This window comes from Nonomuraea insulae, from assembly GCF_042656245.1.
In genome coordinates this window covers 182588-206867 of the sequence record NZ_JBHSPA010000014.1, presented here as the reverse complement: position 1 = coordinate 206867, position 24280 = coordinate 182588, and the positions used below count along the sequence as shown (strand labels likewise).

The 24280-nt window shown below is 68.1% G+C and carries 20 protein-coding genes and 1 pseudogene; 12 read left to right on the top strand and 9 right to left on the bottom strand.

Annotated features, from left to right (window positions below):
• Positions 1–1438 (top strand): group II intron reverse transcriptase/maturase (gene ltrA / locus ACFPZ3_RS11325; RefSeq protein WP_379513959.1); only part of this gene is annotated, 1438 nt, incomplete at its 5' end.
• 23 nt (positions 1439–1461) lie between these two features.
• Here the strand turns inward: ltrA and ACFPZ3_RS11320 are convergent.
• The gene (locus tag ACFPZ3_RS11320) at positions 1462–2220 is read right to left on the bottom strand and encodes a hypothetical protein (RefSeq protein ID WP_379513958.1); all 759 of its coding nucleotides are present in this window, start codon (positions 2218–2220) and stop codon (positions 1462–1464) included.
• Between the two features lie 499 nt (positions 2221–2719).
• Here ACFPZ3_RS11320 and ACFPZ3_RS11310 point away from each other — a divergent pair, with 499 nt between their 5' ends.
• From ACFPZ3_RS11310 to ACFPZ3_RS11300, 3 genes are all read left to right on the top strand, one after another.
• Positions 2720–3373, top strand: a complete 654-nt coding sequence (locus ACFPZ3_RS11310; RefSeq protein WP_379513957.1) for a DUF433 domain-containing protein — start codon at positions 2720–2722, stop codon at positions 3371–3373.
• Complete coding sequence (locus ACFPZ3_RS11305) at positions 3354–3803, top strand: DUF5615 family PIN-like protein (RefSeq protein WP_379513956.1); 450 nt, start codon at positions 3354–3356, stop codon at positions 3801–3803. Before ACFPZ3_RS11310 ends, ACFPZ3_RS11305 begins: the two co-directional genes overlap by 20 nt.
• A gap of 388 nt (positions 3804–4191) precedes the next feature.
• The gene (locus tag ACFPZ3_RS11300) at positions 4192–5670 is read left to right on the top strand and encodes a hypothetical protein (protein ID WP_379513955.1); all 1479 of its coding nucleotides are present in this window, start codon (positions 4192–4194) and stop codon (positions 5668–5670) included.
• 319 nt (positions 5671–5989) lie between these two features.
• Here the strand turns inward: ACFPZ3_RS11300 and ACFPZ3_RS70305 are convergent, their stop codons facing one another.
• Both ACFPZ3_RS70305 and ACFPZ3_RS70300 read right to left on the bottom strand, forming a co-directional pair.
• Positions 5990–6244 (bottom strand): DUF7713 domain-containing protein, encoded by a 255-nt coding sequence (locus tag ACFPZ3_RS70305; protein ID WP_465263552.1) that lies wholly within the window; start codon positions 6242–6244, stop codon positions 5990–5992.
• A 41-nt stretch (positions 6245–6285) separates the two neighbouring features.
• A pseudogene (locus tag ACFPZ3_RS70300) lies at positions 6286–6510 on the bottom strand (DUF7686 domain-containing protein); the annotation flags it as partial.
• Between the two features lie 139 nt (positions 6511–6649).
• On the opposite strand from ACFPZ3_RS70300, the gene ACFPZ3_RS11290 reads away from it, so the two are divergent.
• A complete protein-coding gene (locus ACFPZ3_RS11290; protein WP_379513953.1) occupies positions 6650–8224 on the top strand; it encodes a plasmid pRiA4b ORF-3 family protein in 1575 nt (524 codons plus the stop codon).
• 285 nt (positions 8225–8509) lie between these two features.
• Here ACFPZ3_RS11290 and ACFPZ3_RS11285 read toward each other — a convergent pair whose 3' ends face one another.
• Positions 8510–9094 (bottom strand): hypothetical protein, encoded by a 585-nt coding sequence (locus ACFPZ3_RS11285; protein WP_379513952.1) that lies wholly within the window; start codon positions 9092–9094, stop codon positions 8510–8512.
• 693 nt (positions 9095–9787) lie between these two features.
• Positions 9788–10462, bottom strand: coding sequence for a GntR family transcriptional regulator (locus tag ACFPZ3_RS11280; RefSeq protein WP_379513951.1), 675 nt, complete (start codon positions 10460–10462; stop codon positions 9788–9790).
• A gap of 124 nt (positions 10463–10586) precedes the next feature.
• On the opposite strand from ACFPZ3_RS11280, the gene ACFPZ3_RS11275 reads away from it, so the two are divergent.
• The 5 genes from ACFPZ3_RS11275 to ACFPZ3_RS11255 are packed head-to-tail and all read left to right on the top strand — an operon-like array spanning position 10587 to position 16348.
• The gene (locus ACFPZ3_RS11275) at positions 10587–11645 is read left to right on the top strand and encodes a sugar ABC transporter substrate-binding protein (protein WP_379513950.1); all 1059 of its coding nucleotides are present in this window, start codon (positions 10587–10589) and stop codon (positions 11643–11645) included.
• Between the two features lie 26 nt (positions 11646–11671).
• A complete protein-coding gene (locus tag ACFPZ3_RS11270; protein WP_379513949.1) occupies positions 11672–12757 on the top strand; it encodes a mandelate racemase/muconate lactonizing enzyme family protein in 1086 nt (361 codons plus the stop codon).
• Positions 12754–13824: an ABC transporter permease gene (locus tag ACFPZ3_RS11265; RefSeq protein ID WP_379513948.1), complete on the top strand. Its 1071-nt coding sequence runs from the start codon at positions 12754–12756 to the stop codon at positions 13822–13824. Before ACFPZ3_RS11270 ends, ACFPZ3_RS11265 begins: the two co-directional genes overlap by 4 nt.
• Complete coding sequence (locus ACFPZ3_RS11260; protein WP_379513947.1) at positions 13821–14819, top strand: ABC transporter permease; 999 nt, start codon at positions 13821–13823, stop codon at positions 14817–14819. The genes ACFPZ3_RS11265 and ACFPZ3_RS11260 overlap by 4 nt, the downstream gene beginning before the upstream one ends.
• Positions 14816–16348: a sugar ABC transporter ATP-binding protein gene (locus tag ACFPZ3_RS11255; RefSeq protein ID WP_379513946.1), complete on the top strand. Its 1533-nt coding sequence runs from the start codon at positions 14816–14818 to the stop codon at positions 16346–16348. Before ACFPZ3_RS11260 ends, ACFPZ3_RS11255 begins: the two co-directional genes overlap by 4 nt.
• Before the next feature lie 213 nt (positions 16349–16561).
• On the opposite strand, the gene ACFPZ3_RS11250 is transcribed toward ACFPZ3_RS11255, so the two are convergent.
• From ACFPZ3_RS11250 to ACFPZ3_RS11235, 4 genes are all read right to left on the bottom strand, one after another.
• Positions 16562–17257 carry a cytosine permease gene (locus tag ACFPZ3_RS11250; protein ID WP_379513945.1) on the bottom strand — a complete coding sequence of 232 codons (696 nt, stop codon included), beginning with the start codon at positions 17255–17257 and terminating at the stop codon, positions 16562–16564.
• A complete protein-coding gene (locus tag ACFPZ3_RS11245) occupies positions 17254–19950 on the bottom strand; it encodes an AAA family ATPase (RefSeq protein ID WP_379513944.1) in 2697 nt (898 codons plus the stop codon). The genes ACFPZ3_RS11250 and ACFPZ3_RS11245 overlap by 4 nt, the downstream gene beginning before the upstream one ends.
• Before the next feature lie 82 nt (positions 19951–20032).
• Complete coding sequence (locus ACFPZ3_RS11240; RefSeq protein WP_379513943.1) at positions 20033–20389, bottom strand: peptidase inhibitor family I36 protein; 357 nt, start codon at positions 20387–20389, stop codon at positions 20033–20035.
• Between the two features lie 70 nt (positions 20390–20459).
• A complete protein-coding gene (locus tag ACFPZ3_RS11235) occupies positions 20460–21098 on the bottom strand; it encodes an isochorismatase family protein (protein ID WP_379513942.1) in 639 nt (212 codons plus the stop codon).
• Between the two features lie 793 nt (positions 21099–21891).
• Here ACFPZ3_RS11235 and ACFPZ3_RS11225 point away from each other — a divergent pair.
• Entirely contained in the window at positions 21892–22062 is a 171-nt protein-coding gene (locus tag ACFPZ3_RS11225; RefSeq protein ID WP_379513941.1) for a hypothetical protein, read from the top strand.
• A gap of 878 nt (positions 22063–22940) precedes the next feature.
• Complete coding sequence (locus ACFPZ3_RS11220; protein ID WP_379513940.1) at positions 22941–24272, top strand: lanthionine synthetase C family protein; 1332 nt, start codon at positions 22941–22943, stop codon at positions 24270–24272.
• Positions 24273–24280: the final 8 nt, after the last annotated feature.

Genomic DNA, 24280 nt, shown 5'->3' with positions numbered 1-24280 from the left:
AAGTTTCACGTCCGGTTCTGTAGGCGAGCCGCCCCCGCGAGGGGGCGGCTTAGCCGGCGCGGTGGCCGATCCCGGCCGCCGGTTCGATGACCTGTTCAACCTCGTGCACGACCCGGCGACGCTGCTGATGGCGTTCGACCGGGTCGCGGGCAACCGGGGCGCCAGCACTCCCGGCGTGGATGGCCTGACGGTCGCCGCCGTCGAGGAGCAGGTGGGCGTCTCGGGCTTCCTGGACGACCTGCGTGCCCAGCTCAAGACGGGTGTGTTCCGGCCGCTGCCGGTGCGGGAAGGTAAGATTCCCAAGCCGGGCGGATCGGGAAAGGTGCGCGCGCTGGGCATCCCCCGGATCGCGGACCGGGTCGTGCAGGCGGCACTCAAGCTGGTGCTGGAACCCATCTTCGAGGCCGACTTTCTGCCGGTCTCCTATGGGTTCCGGCCCAGGCGGCGGCCCCACGACGCGATCGCGGAGATCCACCAATTCGGCACCAACGGCTACCGCTGGGTGCTGGATGCGGACATCGAAGCGGCCTTCGACAACGTCTCACACACCGCCGTCATGGACCGGGTGCGAGCGCGGGTGAAGGACAAACGTGTTCTGGCGCTGGTCAAGGCGTTCCTCAAGGCCGGGATTCTGACCGAACTCGGTGAGCACAGGAACTCCCACACCGGCACGCCGCAGGGCGGCATCCTGTCCCCGCTGATCTTCAACGTGGTGCTGTCAGTGCTCGACGAGCACGTGATGGCTCCCTGGGAGCCCGGCGGGTCGATGTCCACCCATGGCAAGCGCGACTACCGGCACTCCAAGGGACGAGCCACCTGGCGGATCGTCCGCTACTGCGATGACTTCGTCATCTTGGTGCACGGCTGCCGCGCTGACGCCGACGCCCTGCGCGAGAACGTCGCCCAGATTCTGCACCCCCTGGGATTACGGCTGTCAGCGGCCAAGACCCAGATCATGCACATGAGCGACGGGTTCGACTTCCTCGGCTTCCTCGGCTTCCGCATCCGGTGGAAACGCAAGAGAGGCACGAACAAGTGGCACGTCTACACCTTCATCAGTGAGCGCGCCCAACGCTCGGTGAAAGCGAAGATCCGTGCCCTGACCCACAGGACATCACAGCAGGACTTCGCATCCGTGCTGACCAGGCTCGCCTCGATCATGCGCGGATGGGCCACCTATTTCCGGCACGCCGTGGCCAAGCAGACCTTCAGCAAGCTGGACACCTTCACCTGGTGGAGACTCGTCCACATGCTGCGGACCCGACACGGCTGGAACTGGGGTCAACTGCGCCGTCACCTGAAAACCGGCTACGGCCGCTGGGTGATCGCCGCAAACGGGATCGAGTACTACAGCCTCGACAAAAGCGTAACGGTCCGTCGTTACCGCTACCGAGGAAACAAGATCCCCAACCCCTGGCTTCCTGCGAACCCCGCCTGACGGCAGAAACCGTGCAGAGCCCGTTACCGAGAGATCGGTACGGCGGGTTCGGCGAGCGGTCCGGGGAAACGGGCTGGTGGCAACACCAAAACCGCGCCCCGGGCCGACTCAACAGGCGAATGGGTGGAAGCCCGCTCTCCTGGATCATGGCGCCGAAGGTCCGGGTCAGGACATCGGGGGTCATCGGCCGGCCGCGTTGGGTGGTGAAGACGTAGCCACCGCCGTCTTCGCCGAGGAGGGGCGAGTTCGGCCTGCTGGAGGTCGCGGTGACGGCGTAGCGCGGTGACGGTGGTGCGATCGAGGGCGATGGTGCGGCGGCTGGTGGGCGTCTTGGGCGGACATTGGGCCAGCCCGCCGCCGTCCAACCGTTGTGTCTGGCTGTTGATCGTGATGAGTGCTGCGTCGAGGTCGAGATCGCACCAGCGTAGTCCGGCAGCCTCTCCGCGGCGCAGGCCGCGCAGGGTGATGAGGTGATAGACGGCATACAGCCGGTGGCCGCTGATCGCGGTGAGGAACGTAGCGGTCTGGGCAGCGGTCCAGATTGCCACCCGGGGACGGGTGCCGCTGCGTTGCCATTCGGCGATCTGGTCGCTGGTCCACACGACTGCATGGGGGCGGCGTAGCCGGGGGAGTTCAATGTAGCCGGACGGATTGTCGGGCAGAAGGTTCTCTCGAACGGCGGCGTTGAGCGCGGCTCGCAGGGTGGCGTGCAGGCGGGCGAGCAAGGTCGCCGAGGCTGGCCGGCGGGTAATGGTGCCGCGTCGCATGATCGTGGTGAACATGTGCTGCACGTCGCGGATGGACAGGTCGCGGAGCGGGATGCCGCCCAGGTGTGGGATGAGGTAGCTGTCGATGTGCGCGGTGTAGTTTCGCAGCGTGGCGGGCTGGAGGGAGACCCTGGAGGCGATCCGAGTGCGCAGCCATTGCGCGATGGTCAGCAGGCTGGCTTGAGGATCGGAGCCGGACGTCTGTAGCTGGGCGAGTGCTCTGACAGCGGCGCGGCGGCTGGTGAAGCCGCCCTTACGGAGGCGGCGGCGGGCACCGTCGAGACGGCGGGAATGTCGAGGGTGAGGTACCAGCTGCCGTGGCTGCGGGTGGCCAGTTTGGGGCAGTGGGCGCCGAGCTGACGTCCGGTTTGTGGATTCCGGCAGCCGCAGCGCTTGTGGACGTGACCGGCGACGGGCATGGCGACTCTCCGATCAAGATGGGGTAATGGTCAGTGAATCGTGGGGATGTTTGCGATGATGAAGGGGGCCGGGTCGAGCGAGGGAGGTGAAGTGGGTGTCCTACAGTCCGAAGCTGGCGGCGGCGCTGTCGGGTGCCACGCTTCGTCAGCTCGCGCACTGGCGTAAGGCCAGTTCTGGGCGTGGCGCGGTGCTGGTGCCGGAGGTCTCGCCGGTGCGTCCGGTGCTGTATTCGTTTCGGGATCTGGTGGCGTTGCGCACGTGTGTGAAGCTGCGCAATGACGCGTCCTTGCAGAAGATTCGCCGGGCGTTGGACACGCTTCGCGACGACCTGCAGGAGCGTGAGCATCTGTCGGCCTACCAGTTGGTGACCGATGGTTCGACGATCTACTTGGTCGAGCAGGGTCAGGCCACCGATCTGGTGCATCGCAAGGCCAACCTCGTCATCCATGACATGGTCGAGGTGTTGCGGCCGTTCTACCGCGATGGACGGCACATTCCGGACCTGCTACGTCCCCGGGAGCATGTCACGGTCGACCCGGCGGTCCGCGGTGGGATGCCGGTGATCGAAGGGACCCGCGTGCCGTACGACGAGATTGCGGCGCTACTGCGGGATGGTGTTCCGGCTGAGCGGATCGCGGAGTACTACCCGAGCGTGTCGGCCACGGCGGCGTTGGACGCCGCCGACTTCGCCGACTACGTCGACAGTTACGAGCCCCCCAAGGAGCAGCGTGAGGCTGCTGCTGGATGAGAACGTCCCCCGCCCGCTGTACCAGGTCCTGACGAGCTTTGTACTGAACCACGACATTGTCCACCTGCTGGATCTTCCTGGCTGGTCGGGCACGCGCGATGAGACTCTGTATCCGCGAGCCGCGGCCGAGGGGTTCCACGTGGTTCTCACCAACGACGGCCGTCAGATGCAGCGACCGCGGGAAGTGGCCGCTATCGCTGCCTCTGGTCTGCACCGGATCGAATACCCGCACAAGCACCCTGGGCTGGTCGGGATGGGCGCCGCGATCGCGACGGTTGCCGCTGGATTGCCGAGCGCGCTGGCGTTGCTGGAAGAATCCAGCGGACCACGCTTGATCACTATGCGAGGCGTCGATCCCACGGTAGCGAGTCGGCTGCGGGTGATCGATCCTGCGCTGGATTCGCCCAAATTCTGGCCTACGTCTCCGTAGCCTGGACGGACCCGCCAGGCACTCTGTGCCAGGTGCGGAGGTCATCGGGTGATCTGTGCCCGGCCCGCTGCGTCGGAGTAGCCGCTGGGCGAGCTTTCGACGAGGACGGAGGTCTCAGGGTGGTCTCGACGCCAGTTGGGCACTGACTCGTTTTCGCCCGTCTGGCTGGTTTGCGCCAGTACGGCAGCGCCACGCACCTTGATCCCTGCGGCCGTCCCATGAGCACTTGGGACGGCCGGGGAAACGGATGGTTGTTGAGAAGCCCGCGCTGGCCCGCGCTGCTCGGGCCCCACTGCGCTCCGCACCGCCGCAATCTCTCAATCACAGGAAAGACGGCGCTGACGGTCATACCCTGAAGTCTGATGTCGGGTGGAAAGGTCAACGAGTCGTGACCAGCAATCAGGTGGGGAAGAGCAGTCTGCAGGTTGTGGAAATCCTGTTTTCTCCGCTGCTCACCCTTGACGAGCTTGGGTCCCTGGGGCAAATAGCCATCACCTACTCGGTGAAAGAGAATGGTTGCTCGCACAGCCCTTCCTGTCGGCAGCGGGGAAAACGCGCGGCGGAACCGACAACCACGAGCCTGAAGGAGTTCCGGGGACATCGCCACCACGAGCGGATGTGCCGAACATGCGGCGGCGCGGACCTGCCGGCGTTGAAACCGGAGGAGATCGCAAGCGTCGAGGAACTGGCGCCGTTGCTGCCCCCACGGTTGGAGGCGGCGCAGCGGAGGGCTGAGACCGAACGCGTTGTGGTGGCTCGGGTGCGTGCTGCTGATGCGCTCGATGAGCGGGCACGGGCGATCCTCGATGGGTGGGAGTGGAGGCTCGCTGAGGAGCGGCAGCGGGCTGAAGGACGATCCGCCGACGTCCTGAGCGTCGCGACTGGTTGCTACGAGGACGGGACGTGCACGGCAGAAGCCGATGTGTCGTTCGATCCGCACACGCTGAAGGTCGATTTCCGGTGCCGGGCCAATCCGATGCACGGCCGACTGGCCTGGAAGGATGACGAGACCTACGAGATATGGAAGCACTGGGATGAGGCCAAATACGACACTCTTGCCCTCATCACTTCGTTGATCGCTGAGGATGACCCCTGCTGGAGCGAGGTCTACGGCACCCGGGCAAACGACTGGCGATCGGTGACTGTGGCGCTGCGGGTTTTCGATGAGGCGAACCCGCAGCCCATGGACCTCGGCCTCAACGTTCGGTGTGGGCTGTGCGGTCGGCGGATGGCGCTCTATGAGAGGGAAAGCCGTGCGGACGTGCCCTCGGCGTATGCGTGCGGGCACCGGCATCCGGATGGCCGTTTCCACCGCGAGGAGAAGGCTGATGTCCACCTTGTGGTCGACCGCGCTTTGCTCAACGCGCTCAACGGACGCTTCTCCTGGGTGGCTGCGCCCGAGCTGGCGCCGGCTCCCGCCGCCCTGGTCGCCTACGCCGACTATCTCACGGCGAAGATCGCGACTTACGATGCGCACATCGGCGCGGCGAAGGCAGACGCGGTTCTTTCGCGGCAGCACACCGACCAGCTGGCGCGGTTGGAGCAGGTCGGGATGATCCAGGAACACGGAGTGTTCGCGGTGGCCGGCCTGGATGCACTTGTGCGGGAGCCCTCGCGCGGCAGGCCGGCGCGCGATGATGGCGTGTTTACGGATCTCGGACGAGCGCTGCTGGTTGATCGGGTTGTGTGCTATCGCGACGGCATCAAGGTCTTCACTCATCTCGATGACGGCACCGCTCTTTATCGGCGACTGTACGCGGAGGATCTCCGGGAAGAAATCCGCGAGGCTCGTATCCGATTGCAAATGCTGGAGGACGAACTTACGGAGTTGGAGGAGACGCCAGCAGGCCCTCCGGACTCATCGTGACATGACTCCGACCAGCGAGTGGAGTGGAGCTGTCCCGGATGTCCGGACAGCCTGTGGGCCGTGAGCTCGGCGGCGAGACGAGAACCGACCGAGGGACGGTCGGCTGCCGTCAGGTCGAGGACACGGATGAGCGCAGTCATCGCGGCCGGGTTGATCCCGGCGAATGTGCCGCGTGTGGCTGTGATCACGGCAGCTGAGGACGCGGTGGCGGGGACGGCTGGTGTGGGGCCGCTGTGCCGTACGACCAGGGTGGCGAGCTCGTGGAGCGCGTCCGCCAGGACGGATTGGAGGAGACGACAGTCGTCCGACACGACCGCTGCTATGGTTCATTCTCTCCGAATGCCAGAGTGGGGTCGTAGTCGTCGACCATGGCAATCGGCTCGTCGAGAGTGATCGTGAAGTTCCAGCCCTCGTTCTGGATTGCCTGGCCAAGTTCGTCCCAGGTCAGCTGTCGGCCGTCGACGACCACGGCCATCTCATCCGGGCTGCGCCAGATGATCCTGCCGCGTACCTCGCGGTCGGCGATGGTCGGCTTGCCGCTGAATGGGCTGCGCTTGAGGTAGTGCCTGCCGATCTCGCGGCGGGCGGTCTCCCGTACGTGGTCAAGAGCGCGTTGCGGGTCGCGTAGGGGTCTGCGAGCGACCGGAACTCATACCCTTCCTCGACGCCGGCTTCCGTGAGGTCGGCTTCGATGCCGGTGGCGCCGTGTGTGAGGCGGTAGGCCAGGACATGCGGCCGACCGTCAGGATCGACGAACGTCTCTGGTGGCGGAGGCGACGGCAGCGGATCACGTCCGGTCCGGTCACACACCCACGAGTTCCAGCAAGCGTCGCAGAGCATGCCCACCGGGTTGAGATGAATCCGGGCGGGTTGCCCGCACCTGCCGCATTTTGCGCTTTCGGTAGCCACCTGGTGACTCTACGCCTTCGGGTGTCTCGGGCCGCGTACGTGAGATCGGCGAGGCGATACGCTCGCCGTCATGCTCTCCATAGCCGAGAGTCCGGTGTTCGCAGCCGCCCACGCCCTGGCCGCCTGGGTAGGCGAAGGACGTGCGGTCACGCCGGGCGGCGCACTCAAGCCCACTCTCGTCCCGGATGCCGCGAAGGCCATCAACGTTCCTTGTCCGATCAGGGTACGGCGGCTGAGCGATGTTCCCGAGGTGTTTCGGGCATGGCTGACCGCGGTAGCCACCGAGATGGTCACGGTCAGTGGGGCGCGTGCCGTACGCTCCGAACCCGAACCGGACCTGGACGCCGCCCGCGGGTATGCGGCGCTGGAGCAGGTGATCGCGGCGCAGGTCACCGATCCGTGTGGGGCGGACCCGCGGATCTGCTGCCAGGTGACGCTCGACCTGCTCGCCGAGGAGGAGCCGCCGCTCGGGCAGGCGCTGCGGGGCGAAGCCGAGGCTGTCATGCGGCAGCGTCGCGACTGGGACTGGCGCGCATCCGGGCTCATCGGCGGGCATCCCGTGGACCGGATCGTGACCATTCTGCGCGAGTTCGGCGCGCTGGATCCCCGGCTGAACGTGACTGAATTGGGCGAACATGCCCGCCATGAGCTGGCGGACCGGATCCCGCTGCCGGTTACGCCGGACCTGGATGCGGCCGAGGTGTTGCGCCGGGTGGCCATGTCCGCCGAGGAAGACGTACCGGAACTGCTGTGGCGATGGCGGATCCCTGACCACGGTTCGCTCGCAGACCTGGGGAAACGGCTGCTGGAGTTGTTGGAGGCCGCAGTGGCGGCTTCCCCGGCCGGGCGGATCAGCGCGATCGACGCGGTGGCCGAACGCGGAGAGAGCTCCGAGCCGTTGTGGCGGCACGTGCGCGACCAGCCCATGCTGGGCCCGCATGCCCGCTGGTGGCTGGGGGAGGATCTCTCCAGACGAGATCGGCAGTGGATCGGGGCCGAATACGGCTTGGCCGCCTTGGAACGGCATGACCCCGTCGACGCCTGGTACGTCCTGCTCGACATGACCGGTGACGATCCCCGAGCCGCGGTGGGCGACAGCGGGCACCCGGAGGCAGCGCGACTGCTGGCCGCGCTGCCCGAGACTCCGCCGCGCATCCCGGCCTACCAGCTCAAGATTTCTCTGACTGCTGGGATGTGGCGGCGGGTCCTGGTGCCGGAGAACTACTCACTGGGCCGACTCCATCAGATCATCCGGGTGCTGTTCGGCTGGTCTGACAGTCACCTGCACGTGTTCAAGGCCGGTAAGCGCCACTACAGCGACCCCTTCATGAGGCTGGAGGAATGCGGGGACGAGCACCTGCACCGTCTGAACCGGGCGCTACCCGCTCCCCAATCGACCCTGTCGTACACCTTTGACCTTGGCGATTGCTGGCGGCACGAGATAGTCCTGGAGAAGGTTCTCACCGAGGAGATCACCGTCCCGGTCTGCGTGGATGGCCGTGGCGACAATCCGATCGAGGACTACAGTCCCGACTACCCCGAGGAACCGGAGCCCTTGGATCGGGATGCCGTCAATCGGGCTTTGGCGCGCGTGGCCCCGTCGTGGGACGACGAAGAGGAGCCGTCCGGCTCAAGCATCTCCTAGGTCCAGAAAGGCCCTCCGGACTTGGACCCGGTCACGTTCATCGCCCGTGGCCTCCAGGGACCAGGCCGACGGCCATCGCAATGTAGGCATGCCAGAAGCACCCCGGCGTCAAGGCCCGCCTGTCGCCACGGTGTCCTCGCGTACACGTCGAGCGCCCCTTCGACGATCGTGCCGACGCGGCCGTAGGAGTCGTCGCAGTTGGCCTGCGCCTGGTGGAGAAGAGTGACCGCGGCTCGCCGCGCCGCGACCTGCGCCGCCGGATCTCCGGCCCGTACATCGTCGCGTTTATCGCCGGGTCACCCGATCGACGGTGATGTCGGTGACGGTCCAGGTGATCGCCGGTATTCCCGCCAGAGGGGCTGCTGGGTCGGCCGCGTGGTTCCACGCGGCGGCCACGCTCTGGTTGATGTCGTCGGCTGCTTCGGGGGCGTTCTGTACGGCAAGGGCCCGAAGCGCGGCCAGATCGCCGAGCTGGAGCTGGACCGACCACGACACCTGGAACTCCCGATCGGCTACCTGGTCGACCGCGTGCTCGGCGGCCTCAAGGCGGATCGCGCCGCTTTCCAGCAGCGGCCACAGGCCGACTGTCGGATCGAGCAACCAGTCGAGTGCTCTCTCTGCGGTTGACGCGATCACCTCCCGGGTGTCGGGGAGGTCCTCATCGTCGTCGGCGTCGCCGATCTCGATGAAGGTGCCACTGTCGAAATCGGCCAGCGCTCGATCGCGGAGCACAGCGAGATCGCGCACGACGACCTGCGCGGTCACCGCCCGCTGCCAACGCTGCCCGGAGCGGCCTGGGCCGGGGGATCCGGTCACGGGTGGCATCGCCGGCGCGGGTAGATCAAAGAGCGCGGGGGTCTGCTCGGACACAACCAGACCGTATCGCGGGGCCGCGGATTCACGGTCCTAAACGAAGCGGTCGACCGTCAGACACGGGGCTTCTTCGTGGGCGAACCGCATGGTCAAGGCCGCGCAATTGGCCGGCCGGTTGCTCGGTGGTTGCTCTTCGGCCATCGGCACCCGTGAACCCGCGGTGGCATTGTGGGGCATTTCGAAGACAACGAAAAGGGGCGGAGCGTTACAAGGAAGTACATTGAGGGACGGCCTGACACAAAGGCTAGTGACTCTTAATCAGCGGGTCCGGGGTTCGAGTCCCTGGCGGCGCACCGCACCGAAACCCCAGTTCAGCGCGCTGAGCTGGGGTTTCTCGGTTTTCGAGTGGCTCCGGCCGCATTGAGGTGCTCCTGTGGTTGCTCGCCGGATGCTCTTCGGCGGGGGGATGCTATGTGAAGATCGACGATCTGCTGAAGGATTCGCCGCAGCTTGTCCCCTGGCGGCCGACAGTAGGTATCGCAAGGCCGCCGACCTCATCCAGCGTGGCACGTGCGGTGACGGCGTTGCGGCACGGCCTTTCGCCGTGCGAAACCCGCCCGCGCTGGTCACGGCGCTCGCCGAGCACCTCGCCGCACTCGGCGAAGCCGTCGCTCGCTCCCGACCCGCACCGTAGCCACCGGCCGACAGGGTCAGGCAGGGTCAGGCAGGGTCAGGCAGGATCAGGCAGGGTCAGTCGAACGCCGTCAGTTGGCGCTCGCGTGCCTCGGTCAGGTGTCCGCGCATCGCCGCCTCGGCCGAGTCGGGGTCTCCGGCCTCGATGGCTGCGGCGACGCGTTGATGTTCCTCGATCGTCGTGCCGGCGTGGGCGTACGGGAAGTAGCGCCGGTGCAGGTGAAGGTGGACGTGCAGGCGATCGACGCCCTCGCGGAGGAGTGGGTTGCCCGCGGCCTCGGCGATCAGGTCGTGGAAGCGGGCGTCGTGGGTGGTGAAGGCCGCGTGCCAGCTCCAGCCGCCGGGGTCGTCCGGGTCCTGCGCGATCGACGTGGCGGCCTCCGCGGTGATCGCCTTGTGCTGCTCCGGGATGGCCCGTTCGGCGGCCCAGCGTGCGGCGGCGCACTCCAGCAGCAGCCGCATCTCGAACATGTGGTTGAACTCGGCGCGCGTGAGCAGCGGGCTGACCGTGTAGCCCACGAGGGGGCGCTTCCTGACCAGCCCGTCGGACTCCAGGCGGGCCAGCGCCTCGCGGATCGGTGTCTGGGACACCTCGAGCTCCCGGGCCAGTGCGTCGATGTTGACGCGGTCGCCGGGCTGCATGCTGTGCTCCAGGATCCGTCCCCTGAGCGCGTCGTAGACGTCGTCTCCGAGCGTCGAACGCCGGAGCCGGATCGGTTCGGTGGGTGCCATCGGTCCCAATCCTCCCACGGAGTCCGCGCATTACCTGAAGGTTAAGTCTTGACGTCCGAGCGAGCACGGACTATACCTCCAGGAAACATCCTATAGGATCTATGATCCTTCGAGAGGCGCGGTCATGAATCACAGACCACTGGTCCGGCTCGGCGGGCTGGCTGCCGCCCTGCTGCTCGCCGTCACTGCCACCGCCGGTTGCACGAGGAAGAGCGACGACACAACGACGGCCGGCGCGTCCGTCCGAACGCCCGACCAGGTCAAAATCGCCCTGGTCCCCGGCGGGGCACACCCCTACTTCCAGCCGTGGAAGGACGCCTCCACCAAGGCGAAGAGCGACCTCGGCGTCAGCGACGTCACCTTCAACGAGACCTCCGACTGGGACCAGACCAAGCAGAACGACGTGCTGAAGTCCCTCGCCGCACAGGGCTACAACGCCTTCGGCGTCTTCGGCGTCTCCCCGGAGAACATCAACGCCACCTTCGACGACCTCAAGAAGCAGGGCTTCCCGGTCTCCTCGCTGGCGTCCTGCCCGGCGGGCGACGTCGACAAGGCGGACTTCTGCCTGTCCACCGACGTGCAGCTGGCCGCCTACAAGGCGGCGCAGGCCGCGATAGAGGCGATGGGCGGCCAGGGCAACCTCGTGCACCTGACGGGCAACAAAGTGGACTCCAACACCCAGCGCCGCATCGCGGGCGTGCAGAAGGCGGTCGACGAGACCGGCGGGAAGGTCAAGGTCCTGCAGACCGTGACCGACGTGGACAAGGACCTGCAGACCGCGCAGAAGGCCGTCGCCGACCTGCTCGCCGCCAAGGGCGACCAGATCCAGGGCATCGTCAACACCGCCTACAACCCTGCGGTGGCCGCCGCGGACGGTGTCCAGCGGTCCAAGCTGCCGATCAAGGTCGTCGCGATCGACGACGACAAGACCATCCTCGCCGGCATCAGGGACGGCTCGGTCGCCGCGACCGTGCTGCAGAACCCGGTCGGCCAGGCATCCGTCGGCTCGTACGCGCTGATGAAGCTCGCGGGCGGCTGCACGATGTCGAAGCCGGGAGTGATCATCGACTCCGGCTCCTTCGTCGTGACCAAGGACGACATCGACACCTACGACAAGGACCGGCAGGCGAAGACGGATGAGCTGAAGAAGTCGTTCGACAGCCAGTACCTGTCCTGCAAGTAGTCCCACGAGCTCAGGAGGAGCCACCCTTGCCCGCGATCACCCACGCCGAGGCGTATCTCATCGACCTGGAGGTCGAGACCGTACGTACGGACGCCGTCCAGTCGTTCATCAAGCAGGAGACCGTATTCGTCGAGGTCCAGACCGACGACGGTGGCACCGGCACCGGTTACACGTACACGATCGGCACCGGTGGCACCGCCGTGCTGGCCCTGCTGCGCGACTACCTGTTGCCCAGGCTGGTCGGCGCGGACGCCCGCCGGGTGGAGGCCGTGTGGCACGACCTGTTCGCCGCGACCCGGGCGACCACGGTGGGCGCGATCACCTCGCTGGCCCTGGCCGCCGTCGACGTGGCCCTGTGGGACTGGCGGTGCCGCGACGCGGGCCAGCCGCTGTGGGTCCTCGCGGGCGGAGCGAAGGACCGCATCCCGCTGTACGACACCGAAGGCGGCTGGCTGCACCTGACCACCGAGGAACTCATCGCCGGAGCCAAGGCCAGCCAGGCCGCGGGCTGGCCCGGCGTGAAGCTCAAGATCGGCCGCTCTCCCGTGGAGGACGCGGAAAGGCTGGCCGCGGTACGTGCGGCGGTCGGGCCGAACTTCGACCTGATGCTCGACGCCAACCAGTCGCTCACCACGGCCGAGGCCATCAGGCGGGCCCGGCTCCTCGAGCCGTCCGACCCCTACTGGTTCGAGGAGCCGCTGCCGGGCGATGACGTGGCCGGGCACCAGGCACTGGCCGCGGGCGCCTCGATCCCCGTCGCGGTCGGCGAGTCGCTCTACTCCCTCGCGCAGTTCCGCGAGTACCTGCACCGGCAGGCGGCCGGAATCGTGCAGGTGGACGTGGCCCGCATCGGCGGCATCACGCCCTGGCTCAAGGTCGCGCACCTGGCCGAGGCGTACAACGTGCCCGTCTGCCCGCATTTCCTCATGGAGCTGCACGTGAGCCTGTGCTGCGCGGTCCCGAACAGCCGCTACCTGGAGCACATCCCCCAGCTCAGGGCGATCACCCGGCAGGAGATCGAGGTGGCCGACGGGCACGCCCTGGCGCCGACGTCACCCGGGCTCGGCATCGAGTGGGACCGCGACGCGATCGACGACCGGAGAGTCCGGTGAGCACGCGTACCGCGACGCCGCCGGAGACCCCCGCGGCGGATCCGCCAGGACCGCGCGCGCCGTCGCGGATGCCGCTCTGGGCGAACCCGCGCCTCGGACTGCTCATCCTGCTGCTCGCCCTGGTCGCCCTGTTCACCGCGCTGCGACCGGCGTTCATGGACACCACGCTCACGCTCGTGCCGCTGCAGTCGGACATCAGCGTGTACGCGGTGGTCGGCCTGTCCCAGCTCGCCGTTCTGTCGCTGGGGCACATGAACATGGCCGTCGGCCGGATGGCGGCGATGAGCGCGTTCGCCATGGGCCTGGCCTATGACCGCCTCGGCGTGCCGCTGGTGGCCGGGCTGGTGATAGGCCTGATCGTGGGCACTCTGCTCGGCGCGCTGGCTGGGCTGATCATCTCGCGTACCGGCGTCAACTCGTTCGTGGTCACGCTGGCGATGGACTTCGCCCTGGTGGGGCTCATCACGATCCTCTACACCAGGTTCACGGACGGCGTCGCCTTCAGCGGCCTGCCCGCCGGCATGGACGCGCTGCGCAACGACACGTTCGCCAACTACTGCACGGGCGACGTGTGCGGCCCGTACATCCCTCTCGTCGTGCCCATCGCCCTCGTCGCGGTGCTGGCGGTGGGACTGCTGTTCCGCTTCGGGAGGCTGGGCAGGGAGATCCTGATGACCGGCTCCAACGAGAAGGCGGCCGAACTGTCGGGCATCCCCACCCGGACCCGGGTGGTGCAGGCCCACGCGCTGAGCGGGCTGCTCGCCGGGCTGGCCGGCTTCCTGCTCGCCGCGAACAACGGCGCGTTCTCGGCCCGCATCGGCGACGCGTTCCTGCTGCCGTCGTTCCTCGGCCCGGTGCTCGGCGGCACGCTGCTGGCCGGCGGCGCCGTCAGCGTGCTCGGCACGGTGCTGGGCGCGACGCTCACGCAGGTCATCTACAAGGGCCTGAACCTGTTGCAGTTCCAGCTCGACCAGCTCAATCTCTACATCGGCCTGGTACTGCTCGGCGCGCTGTCGCTCGACCGCGTACGCCACGTCGTCGCGGAACGAAGGGGGGCCAGAGCATGAGCACCGGCACCACGACGGCCGGCCGCGCCGGACTCGGCGGGAGGTTCAAGGGCGTCTCCGCCCGGCCGGAGTTCACCCTCGCGGTGCTCGCCGCCGCCGGGTTCGTCGTGCTCGCCGTCGCCACGGACGGCAACCTGCTCTCACGCGGCACGCTGGACGCGTTCTTCCGCTTCCTCGCCGTCCCGATCGTCATCGGGCTGTCCCAGATGGTCGTGCTCGCCATCGGCCAGATGAACCTCTCGGTCGGCGCGCTCACGGGCCTGTGCGCCATGGTCGCGGCGTGGCTCATGCTCGAAGGCGGCCTGCCCGCCCCGCTGGCGATCCTGGGCGCGCTCGGGGTCGGCCTCGCCGCCGGCCTGGTCAACGGGCTGCTCGTCGTGCTCACCAGGATCAACGGCTTCATCGTGACCCTCGCCACCATGACGATCATCGAAGGGCTCCGGTACGGGGTCAACGGCCCCGACACCTTCCAGGGCTACTCCCAAGGGCTGCGCGACCTGGGCTCGACCTCGCTGCTCGGGCTGCCGGTCGTCCTCGTCCTGGCGCTGGTGGTGGCCGCCATGGTGGCCCTGTTCTTCGGCCGCGCGGTCGTGGGCAGGCAGTTGCTGGCGACCGGCGGCAGCCCGTTCGCGGCGCGGCTGTCCGGCGTCTCCAACGACCGGTCGATCGTCATCGCGCACGGGCTCAGCGGCCTGCTCGCGGGGGTGGCCGCCGTCATCACGGTCGCCGCCTCCGGCTCCGTCAACTCCAGCATCGGCGACGATCTGCTGCTGCCGAGCTTCGCCGCGCCGATCATCGGCGGAGTGGCGCTCGCCGGCGGGGTGGTCAGCGTCGTCGGCACCTGCCTCGCGGCGTTCCTGGTCCGGCTGGTGGACGTCATGCAGGCGCAGTTCGACATCAACCCGCGCTGGATCGACCTGATCGTCGGCGCGGTCGTCCTCGGTGCGGTGCTGCTTGGCACCGTACGCCAGAAGCTGTCCAAGAGGTCGTCATGATGCTCAACGCCGAGAACCTGGTCAAGACGTTCCCGGGAGTCCGCGCGCTGGACGGCGCCACACTGCGGCTCGCCGCGGGCAGCGTGCACGCCCTGCTGGGCGAGAACGGCGCAGGCAAGAGCACGCTCATCAAGATCCTCACCGGTGTGCACAGGCCGGACGGCGGGCGGGTCGCGCTCGGCGACACCGAGCTGCACATGAGCGGGCCGCTCGACGCCCAGCGGGCCGGCATCGGCGTGGTGCACCAGGAGCGCAACCTGATCCCCGGGTTCTCCATCGCCGAGAACATCCTGCTGCACCACCTGCCGCGGCGCTTCGGCCTCGTCGACCGGACGCAGATGCGGGCCGAGGCCCGCCGCTGCCTCGGCCTGCTCGACCTGGACCTCGACCCGGACGCCCCGGTCTCGCGCCTGTCCGTGGCCCAGGCCCAGCTTGTCGAGATCGCCAAGGCGCTGAGCGTCGACAGCAAGGTACTGCTGCTCGACGAGCCGACCGCGTCGCTCACCGGGGGCGAGGCCGACCGGCTCTACGGGATCGTGCGCAAGCTGCGCGACAACGGGCACGCCGTCGTGCTGGTGAGCCACAAGCTGGAGGAGGTGTTCGCCGTCGCGGACACGGTCACCGTGCTGCGTGACGGGCGCAGCGTCGCCGAGGCCGAGCCGCTCGCCGGCTACACGCAGGACCAGATCGTCGACCTCATGGTCGGGCGGGCGTACTCCTCGGTCCACCTCGCCGAGCGGCACGTCGACCCGGCGACGGCCCCGGCCCTGCGGCTGGACAAGGTGTGCACCGCGCGGGGTCACCGCGACATCTCCCTGTCGGTGCGTCCGGGGGAGATCCTCGGACTGTACGGCCTGGTCGGTGCCGGCCGCAGCGAACTGGCCAAGGCGCTGCTCGGGCTCGACCGGATCACGTCGGGAACGGTGGAGGTGCGGGGCCGTCCGGTTCGCATCCGCGACGTCGGCGAGGCGCTCCGCGGCCACCGCATCGGCTACGTCACCGAGAACCGCAAGGAAGAGGGCCTCTTCCTTGACCAGACGATCGCCCGCAACGTCGGCGTCACCGTGTGGCGGCGCCTGGCCAAGGCCGGGCTGGTGGCCGATCGGGCGGAACGGCGCGTGGTGTCCAGGTACGTCGACCGGCTGGGCATCCGGATCTCCTCGCCGTCACAGCTCGCGGGCCAGCTCTCCGGCGGCAACCAGCAGAAGGTCAGCCTGGCGAAGTGGCTGGCCGCCGAATGCGAGATCCTCATCGTGGACGAGCCGACCGTCGGCATCGACGTACGGACCAAGGCGGCGTTCCACGAGCTGATCGCCGAGCTGGCGGAGGCCGGGCTGGCGCTGCTGCTGATCTCCTCGGACCTGCCGGAGATCGTCACCCTCGCCGACCGGATCGCGGTGATGAACGACTTCAGCCTCCGCGGCGAGCTGGTCAACGACCACGACTACGCCCGGATGAGCCAGGCGATCATCCGGCTGATCCACGGGGCCCCCTCGCGGCCTCCCACGGGGGATGAGGAGGCAGCATGAATCGGACGGGTCGCCGCGTCTGAGGCGTGGCGGGTTCCGGCGCCGCACCAGGTTGCCGCACCGGGTTGCTGCGCTACTTCACCGCGTCCGAGGTGCGCCGCCCGCCCGCACGAGTCGCGGCGGCCGGGTGATGCCCGACCGGTTCGACGACCGGCCGCGCACGCACGCAAGCGGGGATCCGCGGTATTGACGCGCTCCTCGGGGGATCGGCCGTCACTGCTCGACCGCCTGTGACGCCGCCTGCCCCGCCGGCACGCGCGAGTAGTCAGGCTTCGGGTCGAGCTTGAAGCCGAACGTCAGCAGCGCGTACAGCCCGGCGCCCACGGCCATCGCGATCACGACGCCGACGTTGCTCGCGCCGATCACGCCGGCCTCTGCTTGGTGGGTCAGGAAGAAGCCGGTGACGTAGGCGAAGTTCGGGTCCGCGCTCGTCACCAGGCCCAGACCGATGACGGTGTCGGCGCCGAGGCTGGTCAGAGCCGTCCACCGGCCGTTGCGCTCGCCGTGGCCGAAGGGCTTGGCCATGTCGGTGTTCCAGGCGAGGCGGCGCTGGCGGATGAAGTCGATCATCTGGATGCCGCCCATCGTCCCCATCATGACGGCGATGAGGGACAGGAACGACTGGAACGTCGCGAGGAACGAGGTCGAGACGAACAGCAGGTAGAAGGCGCCGGCGGCGATGATGAGGGCGTTGATCGCCGTGGAGGTCGAGCGGCGCAGCGGGACGCCGATGGCCAGGAGCGCGAGGCCGGAGGAGTAGATGCCGGTGATCGCAGCCGAGACGAGCGAGATCACGATGACGATCGAGAACGGGATGAAGAACCACAGCGGGAGCAGGTTGGTCAGCGCGCCATCGTCATCTGTCGCCCCGCTCGCCCCGCTGACCGCGTTTCTCCTCGCCTTGGTCACGCCTGAGTGGGTGGCGCCTGGAGGACGGCGCTCAGAGCTGAGCGGGTGGTGATGCCCAGCTTGGGGTAGATGCGGTGCAGGTGCGAACTGACCGTGCGGTGGGACAGCTTGAGACGCTCCCCGATCTCCTTGTTCGTCAGGCCCGCCGCCGCGAGCGTGGCGATCTGGTGTTCCTGCGGGGTGAGCTGCGCCGACGGCGCCTTGCCTCGGGAGGTGGTCCGGCCGGTGGCGCGGATCTCGTTGCCCGCCCGGGCCGCCCAGGGGTGCGCGCCGAGCCAGTGGAAGGTGTCCAGCGCCGCCGACAGGTGCTCGCGGGCCTTGGCCCTCGACTGGGCGCGGCGCAGGCGAGCGCCGTAGGCCAGGTTCACGCGGGCCAGGTCGAACGGCCAGCGGTCCGCGCCGGGCAGGGCCAGCGCCTGCTCGAACAGCGGCCAGGCCCGGTCGTCCGGGGCGGCCATCGCGGCCGAGGCCTTCACGGTCAGGGCCAGCCGCGGGGATAACTCGGCGATGCCCGTTTCGAGCATTGCGCCCACGTGGGCGGCGGCCTCGACGTGCCGGTTGGTGTACACGGCCGCCTCGACCAGGTCCATGGCGGCCCAGAGGGCAAGGGGGACGTACGGGGCGAACACGCCGGGCTCGCTGATGACGCTGGCCTGCAGGAACGCGTACTCGAAGTCGCCCTCACCCAGGGCGGCGAGGGTCCGGGCGTGCCGACCGTACCAGCGGGCCTGGTGCATGCCGCGCGACTCGGCCCAGCCCGCGATTTCGTCGGTCAGCGTCCACGCCCTCTCGAAGTCGCCGCGGGCGGCGGCGAGCAGCGCCTGGACGTGCTGAGCCGGCCACACCATGCGGTAGCCGAGGACCCGGGACAGCGAGAGCAGCTCGCCGAGCAGCTCATCAGCCTGCGCCCATTGGCCGGAGAAGAAGGCGTCGATCGACAGCGCGATCAGGGCGGTGTGCGTGGAGGTGCTGCCGCTGCCGACGCGGCCCTCGTTCACGATCTGCCACAGGGCCTGGCGGCAGCCGCCCAGCCGGTCCAGGAAGATCGCCGAGTCGACGATCCTGATGACGTCCGCCGGGTCACTCGTGTCGCACAGGACGTCGATCTCGGCGTCGAGCCAGGCCAGGGAGTCCGCGCAGGCTCTGGCGGGGTCGGCGTAGAAGTCTTTGCAGCGGACCAGGGTTTCCGGCAGGCCGGGTCCGGCGCGATCGAGTACGGCGTCGAGCTGCTTCCACAGCTCGGGGCGGCCGCCGAACCAGCAGATGTACAGGAGCGTCTGGAGCGCGTCAGCGAGGACGCCACCGGTCGAGTCACTGGCGTTGATCGCGCTGATCAGGTGGTGGAAGGCGGAGTCGATGTCGCCTTGCTCGGTGAGGAGCAGGTACGCGGCGGCGACCGCGGCCTCCAGCGCCGCACCGGAGGCCGGGTCGGCGCGCCGGGCCTCGCTGAGCAGCCGGCCGAGGTCGCGCCGGTCGCCGGCGAACCGTTCCGCGTAGGCGGCCCGCGACAGGCGGCGGGCGCGGTCGGCCGAACTCGGGCTCAGCTCGGCCGCCCGCCGCAGGACCGCGGTCGCGGCCAGGGCGTCTCCTCGGCGCAGCGTCCCGTCGGCGACCGATTCGAGCAGGGTCGCGATCACCTCGTCGGGTCCCGTCGCCGCTTCCGCGAGGTGCCAGGCGCGGCGGTCGGGCCGGTCGGTCAGCGCTTCGGCGAGGGCGAGGCGGGATTGTCGGCGTTCGCGGGCGGTCGAGGCCGCCATGATTCCGGTCCGGATGAGCGGGTGCCGGAAGACCAGGCGCGGGGCGCCTTCGCCGATCTGGACCAGGTTCGCCTGCTCCGCCGGGGCCAGGCTCAGCAGCTCTGTGTCACCGGAGGCGGTGCGCAGGACGTCGAGATCGCCGGTACCGTCCAACACCGCGAGTAGCAGCAGCGTCCTGGTCCGTGGTGGGAGGTCGGCCACGCGCGCGGCGTATAAGGACTGGACGCGACGCAGCGGTGGGTGGGCGGCGCGGTCCATCACGCGCGGGTACGCCTGGCGGCCGCGTAAGGAGCCGGCCAGTTCCAGCAGCGCCAGCGGGTTGCCCTGTGCCTCGGCCATCAGGCGGGTCCGTACCCGGGGGGCGAGCAGCGGGTACCTGGCCCGCAGCAGTTCGCCGGCCGCTTCGTTGTCAAGGCGGGCCAGTTCGTGGGTGGTGAGGTTGCCGTAATCGAAGTGGCCGGCCGTCTCAGAACGGGCGGCGCCCAGGAAACCGGCTTGGGAACCGGACAGGCGGCGGGCCACGAAACTCAGCACGGCCGCGCTTGAGCGGTCCAGCCATTGCAGGTCGTCCACGACGAGGACGGCCGCCGCCTGCCGTACCAGAGAAAGGGTGGCGGCGGCCACCGCCATCAGGTCGGGCGCCGGACCGGGGGCGTGGCTGAGGTCGAGCGCGGTGGCCAGCGGTGGCCCGTCGATCTCGCCGGCCAGCGGCAGGAGCGCCTGGTTCAGGCCGGAGAAGGCGCTTTCGGCCTCGAACTCCACGCCCTCGGCGCGCAGGACCCGCCGACAGGCGGCCGAGGCCATGTCGGCCGCCGCGTCGAGCAACGTGGATTTGCCGATGCCCGGTTCGCCGATGATGACGAGGGCACGGCCACTTGATGCCGCCTGATCGAGGAAGGATGCGATCAGCTCCTGCTCTTCGGCACGGCCGAGCATCAATGAATCACCTGCGCGCCGGGCGGGTCGTCTTCATCGATTCCACCGTACTCGGGCCGTGGGATTCCGCCCAGTCCTGAGGTCAGCAGTACTTGAACGAGCTGATCTTGTCGTTGATCCACCCAGGTACGGCCGGCAACCTCTCCCACGGGCCGATCTCGAATTCGAGCCCACCGTAGGAATTGTGCTCGTAGCAGCAGATGTGGCTCCCGGTGTTCACCACGGAGGAGGCCAGGTCCTGCATGCCCTTCCACTCGACGCTGTCCCACTGGAGCTTGCCCATGTCGGTGACGTCCTGGTTCGCTGCCACCGAGCCGAACTTGTGGTGTAGTGCCCCGCGGACGAAGTCGCCCTCAATCCACAGGCACACGTAGTTGGCCGGGCACGAGCCGCTGCCGTGCGCGAGAACGTCCGTGAGAACGGTCGCGCTGGCGGGCATGGCCGTACTGACGAGAAGGCCGCCCAATACGGCCGCGCCCAGCCCGAGCTTCAGCGCGGTGCCACCGTTCTCATCGCCGGGTACCGTCCTTGCCCTGGGCCATCACGTACTGGACCGCCAGCGAGACCGGGCCGCCGTGCCGGAGCAGGACCTCGGTGACGAGCGCGCGCTCCGGGGAGTTGTAGACCGGGGTCCACTCGCTGATCACGACCGACACGTTGATCGGGACGGCGCCGGCCTGGATCATGCGGGCCTTGCCGTCTTCGTGGCCCTCGACGGTGATGCCGCCGGAGCAGTCGCTGGCGAAGTAGACCTCGTACCCGTCCTTGAGCGCGCCCAGGACCGTCTGGGCGAGGCAGACCTCGGTCGACAGGCCTGCCATGATCAGCTTTCTGCGGCCGGTGGCCTCGATGGCGGCCCGCACGTTGGGGTCGGACCACGCGGCCGTCGTCGTGCGGTCGATCGGGGTGACATCGGGAAAAGCGTCGCTGATCTGCGTGAAGATGGGGTCGGCGAGTGGCCCGCCCTGGGCGCCGACCGTGGTCAGCACGGTCGGCACCTCGAGGAGCTTGGCCGCGCGGGCCAGCGTGGCGACGTTGTCGAGCAGGGCGTTGCCGTCGAGTTGGAGCATCGAGGCGACCCACGGCTGGTGGTCGATGAGAACTACAGCCGAGTTCTCGATGGTGAGTTCTGTGGCGCTGTTGGCCATGGCTTTCCTTTGTGATTCGGCTGGACGGCGTGTGTCGTCCGGATCTCACAGTTGATTGTCGAGAAGCCGATAACCGTTCACTAGCGTCAAATTACGGTGTAGGTGAGCGCGATGACGCGGCCAGGTGGGCCGATCACGTATCCGAACGCCGTCTTCGACGACCAAGCGGGCGGGTGGATCTCCGATGCGGAGATCGCCGAGGTCTGCTACACCGCGTTCACCAGCAAGGAGGGCCAGGCCAAGGAGCTGGTTAACCCACCCGGCGTGTGCCTCCTCATGACCAGCATGATCAGGTTGGGAAAGCCTACTGGCCGACAAGGGATACGGTCTGTGAGATCTCGGGCGCAAGGCCGCCTAGCCCGGCCGCGACCGGAAACGGCAGTCTCACAAACGCGATTATGCGATGGCCCGGCGCGCCGCTGGTCTGTGGGCTTCGATCCGGCAGGCGCAATAGGAGGGGCAGCAGGTGGGCGGGCGCCGATGCTCCAAACTGGGGTTCTGTTGTGTCGACGACGCGTGAATACTGGATCAGGCACACATTCCGTGATCGGACCCTGGTCAGTCGGTCAACAGCATGCGTTTCCGCAGGAGATCGATGTTGGCGCGGCCGTACATCTGTCGCTTGAGCATCTTGGTCCGGTTGACGTGTCCTTCGACGGGGTCCGGAGCTGTACGGCAGCGTGAGCCCGGCGGTGACGGCGTCTTGGTCGCGGCGTAGTCCGGTGACGAAGGAGTGCAGCTCAGGCAGGTCGTCGCCTAGGACGGCGTTCATCCAGGTCTCCAGGTTTTGGCCGTGGCGGTGCGTCATCATCTCGGCGAACTGGCGCACGTGCAGCTGAAGCGCCGCCAGTTGGGCGCAGGTGGTGGTGAGCGCCTGGAGGTGGCGGTGTTCGTCGGGGTCGAGGTGGGCGGGGTTGCGCAGGAACCAGTCGGCGGCCTGCCGGACCGTGGGCGGCCGCGTTGATGTCGGTGCGGGAGGTGTTGCGTCGCGCCAGGGGCGGACGTACTGGCGGACGGTGGTGCTGCTGCCGTGATAGCCCAGGGCCTGCAGTTCCTGGCGGAGGAGTTCGGCGGGGACGGACGGCGCCGCAGGTGGCGAGGTGTCGGTGCGCGTGCTGGGTACGGCGGCCAGGGTTTCCAGGTGGCCGCGGTGGCGGGTGACGGTGCGTTCGACGGCCTCGCCGAGATTCCGCCAGGTGGTACTGGTGGGCCGCTGACGAGGTGCCTGTTGAGCAGGCCCTCTTCCAGCGACCCCCAGCCCGAACGACGCATGCGACTTATCACCGCACGTCGCTCTCCAGTTCTATCGTTCGAATAGACAGCGTCGCGTCAACCGGTTTAGATATCTCGGCGGAAATGTAGAAATAATATAGATGACGCGCGGAATGCCTGGTCAATGGCAAGTGGCCGCGATGGGGATGCGGTGGGTATTCGAGAAGGAGCCCTCCGTTGCATTGATTTCCGGCTTAATTAGTATTGACACTCGGCAGCCAGCCATGATTACGTGCCAATGCGATGAAATTTGTGCGCGTGCGGCGCGGGCTGAATCGGGAGATAACTCCGTGCAGCGTGCACCTCGCACGTACTCATCAGTATCGGCAGGCCGCATCGATATCGAATATGGCGCCGCTTCCATGCATACCCTTTCCGGGTCATCAGTCGAGCGTCGATAGAAAGGAATCGGAGAATGCCTGCACTTCGCCAGACGGATGAGGTTGAGAACCTTCTCGACCTCGACATCCATGTCGAGACCTGGCCGGCGGGACCCACTGGAACCGAGGCCCCTCACGCCTCATCCCTCATCACCGCCTGCTGTCCCAGTTGGATCGGGAACGTGACCTGTTGGCCGATCTGTTGAAGGTGGCGAGTTGCGCCGGTGAGTCGTTCCAACGGATGAGAGCGCGGCGCATGGCCGAGTGCATCGCCGTACGACTGGCCGAGGAAGCAGACCGCGAAGAGTCCATCACCCACGAGAGCAGACAGCGGGTGCTCGGGTCTCGACGTGGACCGTCGCTCTACGGCGGTCAGGCGGGAAGCGCCGTTGTGTTCCGGGTGGCGGCTCAGGCGGCCGAGGCCGGTGTGCCGTGGGAACAGCTCTGCCGACGAGCACTGTCAGCGGCTGCCGCCGCAACACGTGAGCAGCCGCTCAGGGGCATCGGTCTTGCCGGCGGTTCGTCCGGCCTTGCCCTGGCCTTGACTGTCTGCGCAGAACTGGAGCCGGGCTACTCGCCGTCGCTGGCCCGGCTCAGCCGTCGGCTCTCGCGTCAGATTGTCGACTCGCCGCCCCCCCGAGGCGACACGGGATCGGCGATCAGCGATTACGACGTGGTCTCCGGCGCATCAGGCGCCCTTGGCGCATTGCTGAGCCTGCCGGCCGACGGTGAAGACCATCGGATGGCCATCCACGCCCTGCTCGACTACCTCATCTGGCTGTGTTCATCCGCACCGGGTCTGGAGAACTGGCGCATCTCGTCAGGTTCGGCCTTCCCACCCGTCCTGCGGGAAGTCTTCCCGCACGGGTACGTCGACCTGGGCCTAGCGCACGGAATCGCGGGACCGCTGGCCGCCCTGGCCATGGCCTGGATGGCAGGGTATCGGCGCCCGGGTCAGCGGGCGGCGATGGAGAGAACGGTGGATTGCCTGCTCGAGTCATGCGTCCGGGACGCGGAGGGCAGAGCCTGGCCCTTAGGCGTCGGACTGGACGAGCACGGACGACGCCGCATGACGGCGGCCCCGGCGGGGAGAACGGCTTGGTGCTATGGCGCGCCGGGCATCTGCTGCGCCCTCTTGCATGCCTCCTCCGCACTTGAGGATCGTGCTCTGCGCGCGGTGGCTGCCGAGTCGATGGAAGCCGCAGTCAGGCGTCTGGGCGCAGAAGCGCGGGGTATGAGTTCCACACTCTGTCATGGGCTCGCCGGCATGCTCAGCATGTGTCAGAGGTTCGCCCGGACTTCGGACGGCCATCGGTTCGAGCACGCCATCGACACGCTCATCGAAGTCCTGCTGGCCAGATGCGAGGCGAGCCTGCCTCTCATGGTTCAGGACCTGGAGGCGGATGGGAGCACGGTCGACTGTCCGTCCCTCCTTCTCGGCGCTGCTGGAGTCGCTCTCGCGCTGTGGAGTGTCTCCAGACCGATAGGAACCACGTGGGAGCGCGCCCTGATGATCAGTTGAGAGCACTG

Coding starts and splice junctions, on each gene's coding strand:
- ACFPZ3_RS11320 (WP_379513958.1), bottom strand. CDS start 2,220: ATGTTCACCACGATCATGCGACGCGGCACCATTACCCGCCGGCCAGCC.
- ACFPZ3_RS11290 (WP_379513953.1), top strand. CDS start 6,650: ATGCTCTCCATAGCCGAGAGTCCGGTGTTCGCAGCCGCCCACGCCCTG.
- ACFPZ3_RS11280 (WP_379513951.1), bottom strand. CDS start 10,462: ATGGCACCCACCGAACCGATCCGGCTCCGGCGTTCGACGCTCGGAGAC.
- ACFPZ3_RS11275 (WP_379513950.1), top strand. CDS start 10,587: ATGAATCACAGACCACTGGTCCGGCTCGGCGGGCTGGCTGCCGCCCTG.
- ACFPZ3_RS11260 (WP_379513947.1), top strand. CDS start 13,821: ATGAGCACCGGCACCACGACGGCCGGCCGCGCCGGACTCGGCGGGAGG.
- ACFPZ3_RS11255 (WP_379513946.1), top strand. CDS start 14,816: ATGATGCTCAACGCCGAGAACCTGGTCAAGACGTTCCCGGGAGTCCGC.
- ACFPZ3_RS11245 (WP_379513944.1), bottom strand. CDS start 19,950: ATGCTCGGCCGTGCCGAAGAGCAGGAGCTGATCGCATCCTTCCTCGAT.
- ACFPZ3_RS11240 (WP_379513943.1), bottom strand. CDS start 20,389: ATGCCCGCCAGCGCGACCGTTCTCACGGACGTTCTCGCGCACGGCAGC.
- ACFPZ3_RS11235 (WP_379513942.1), bottom strand. CDS start 21,098: ATGGCCAACAGCGCCACAGAACTCACCATCGAGAACTCGGCTGTAGTT.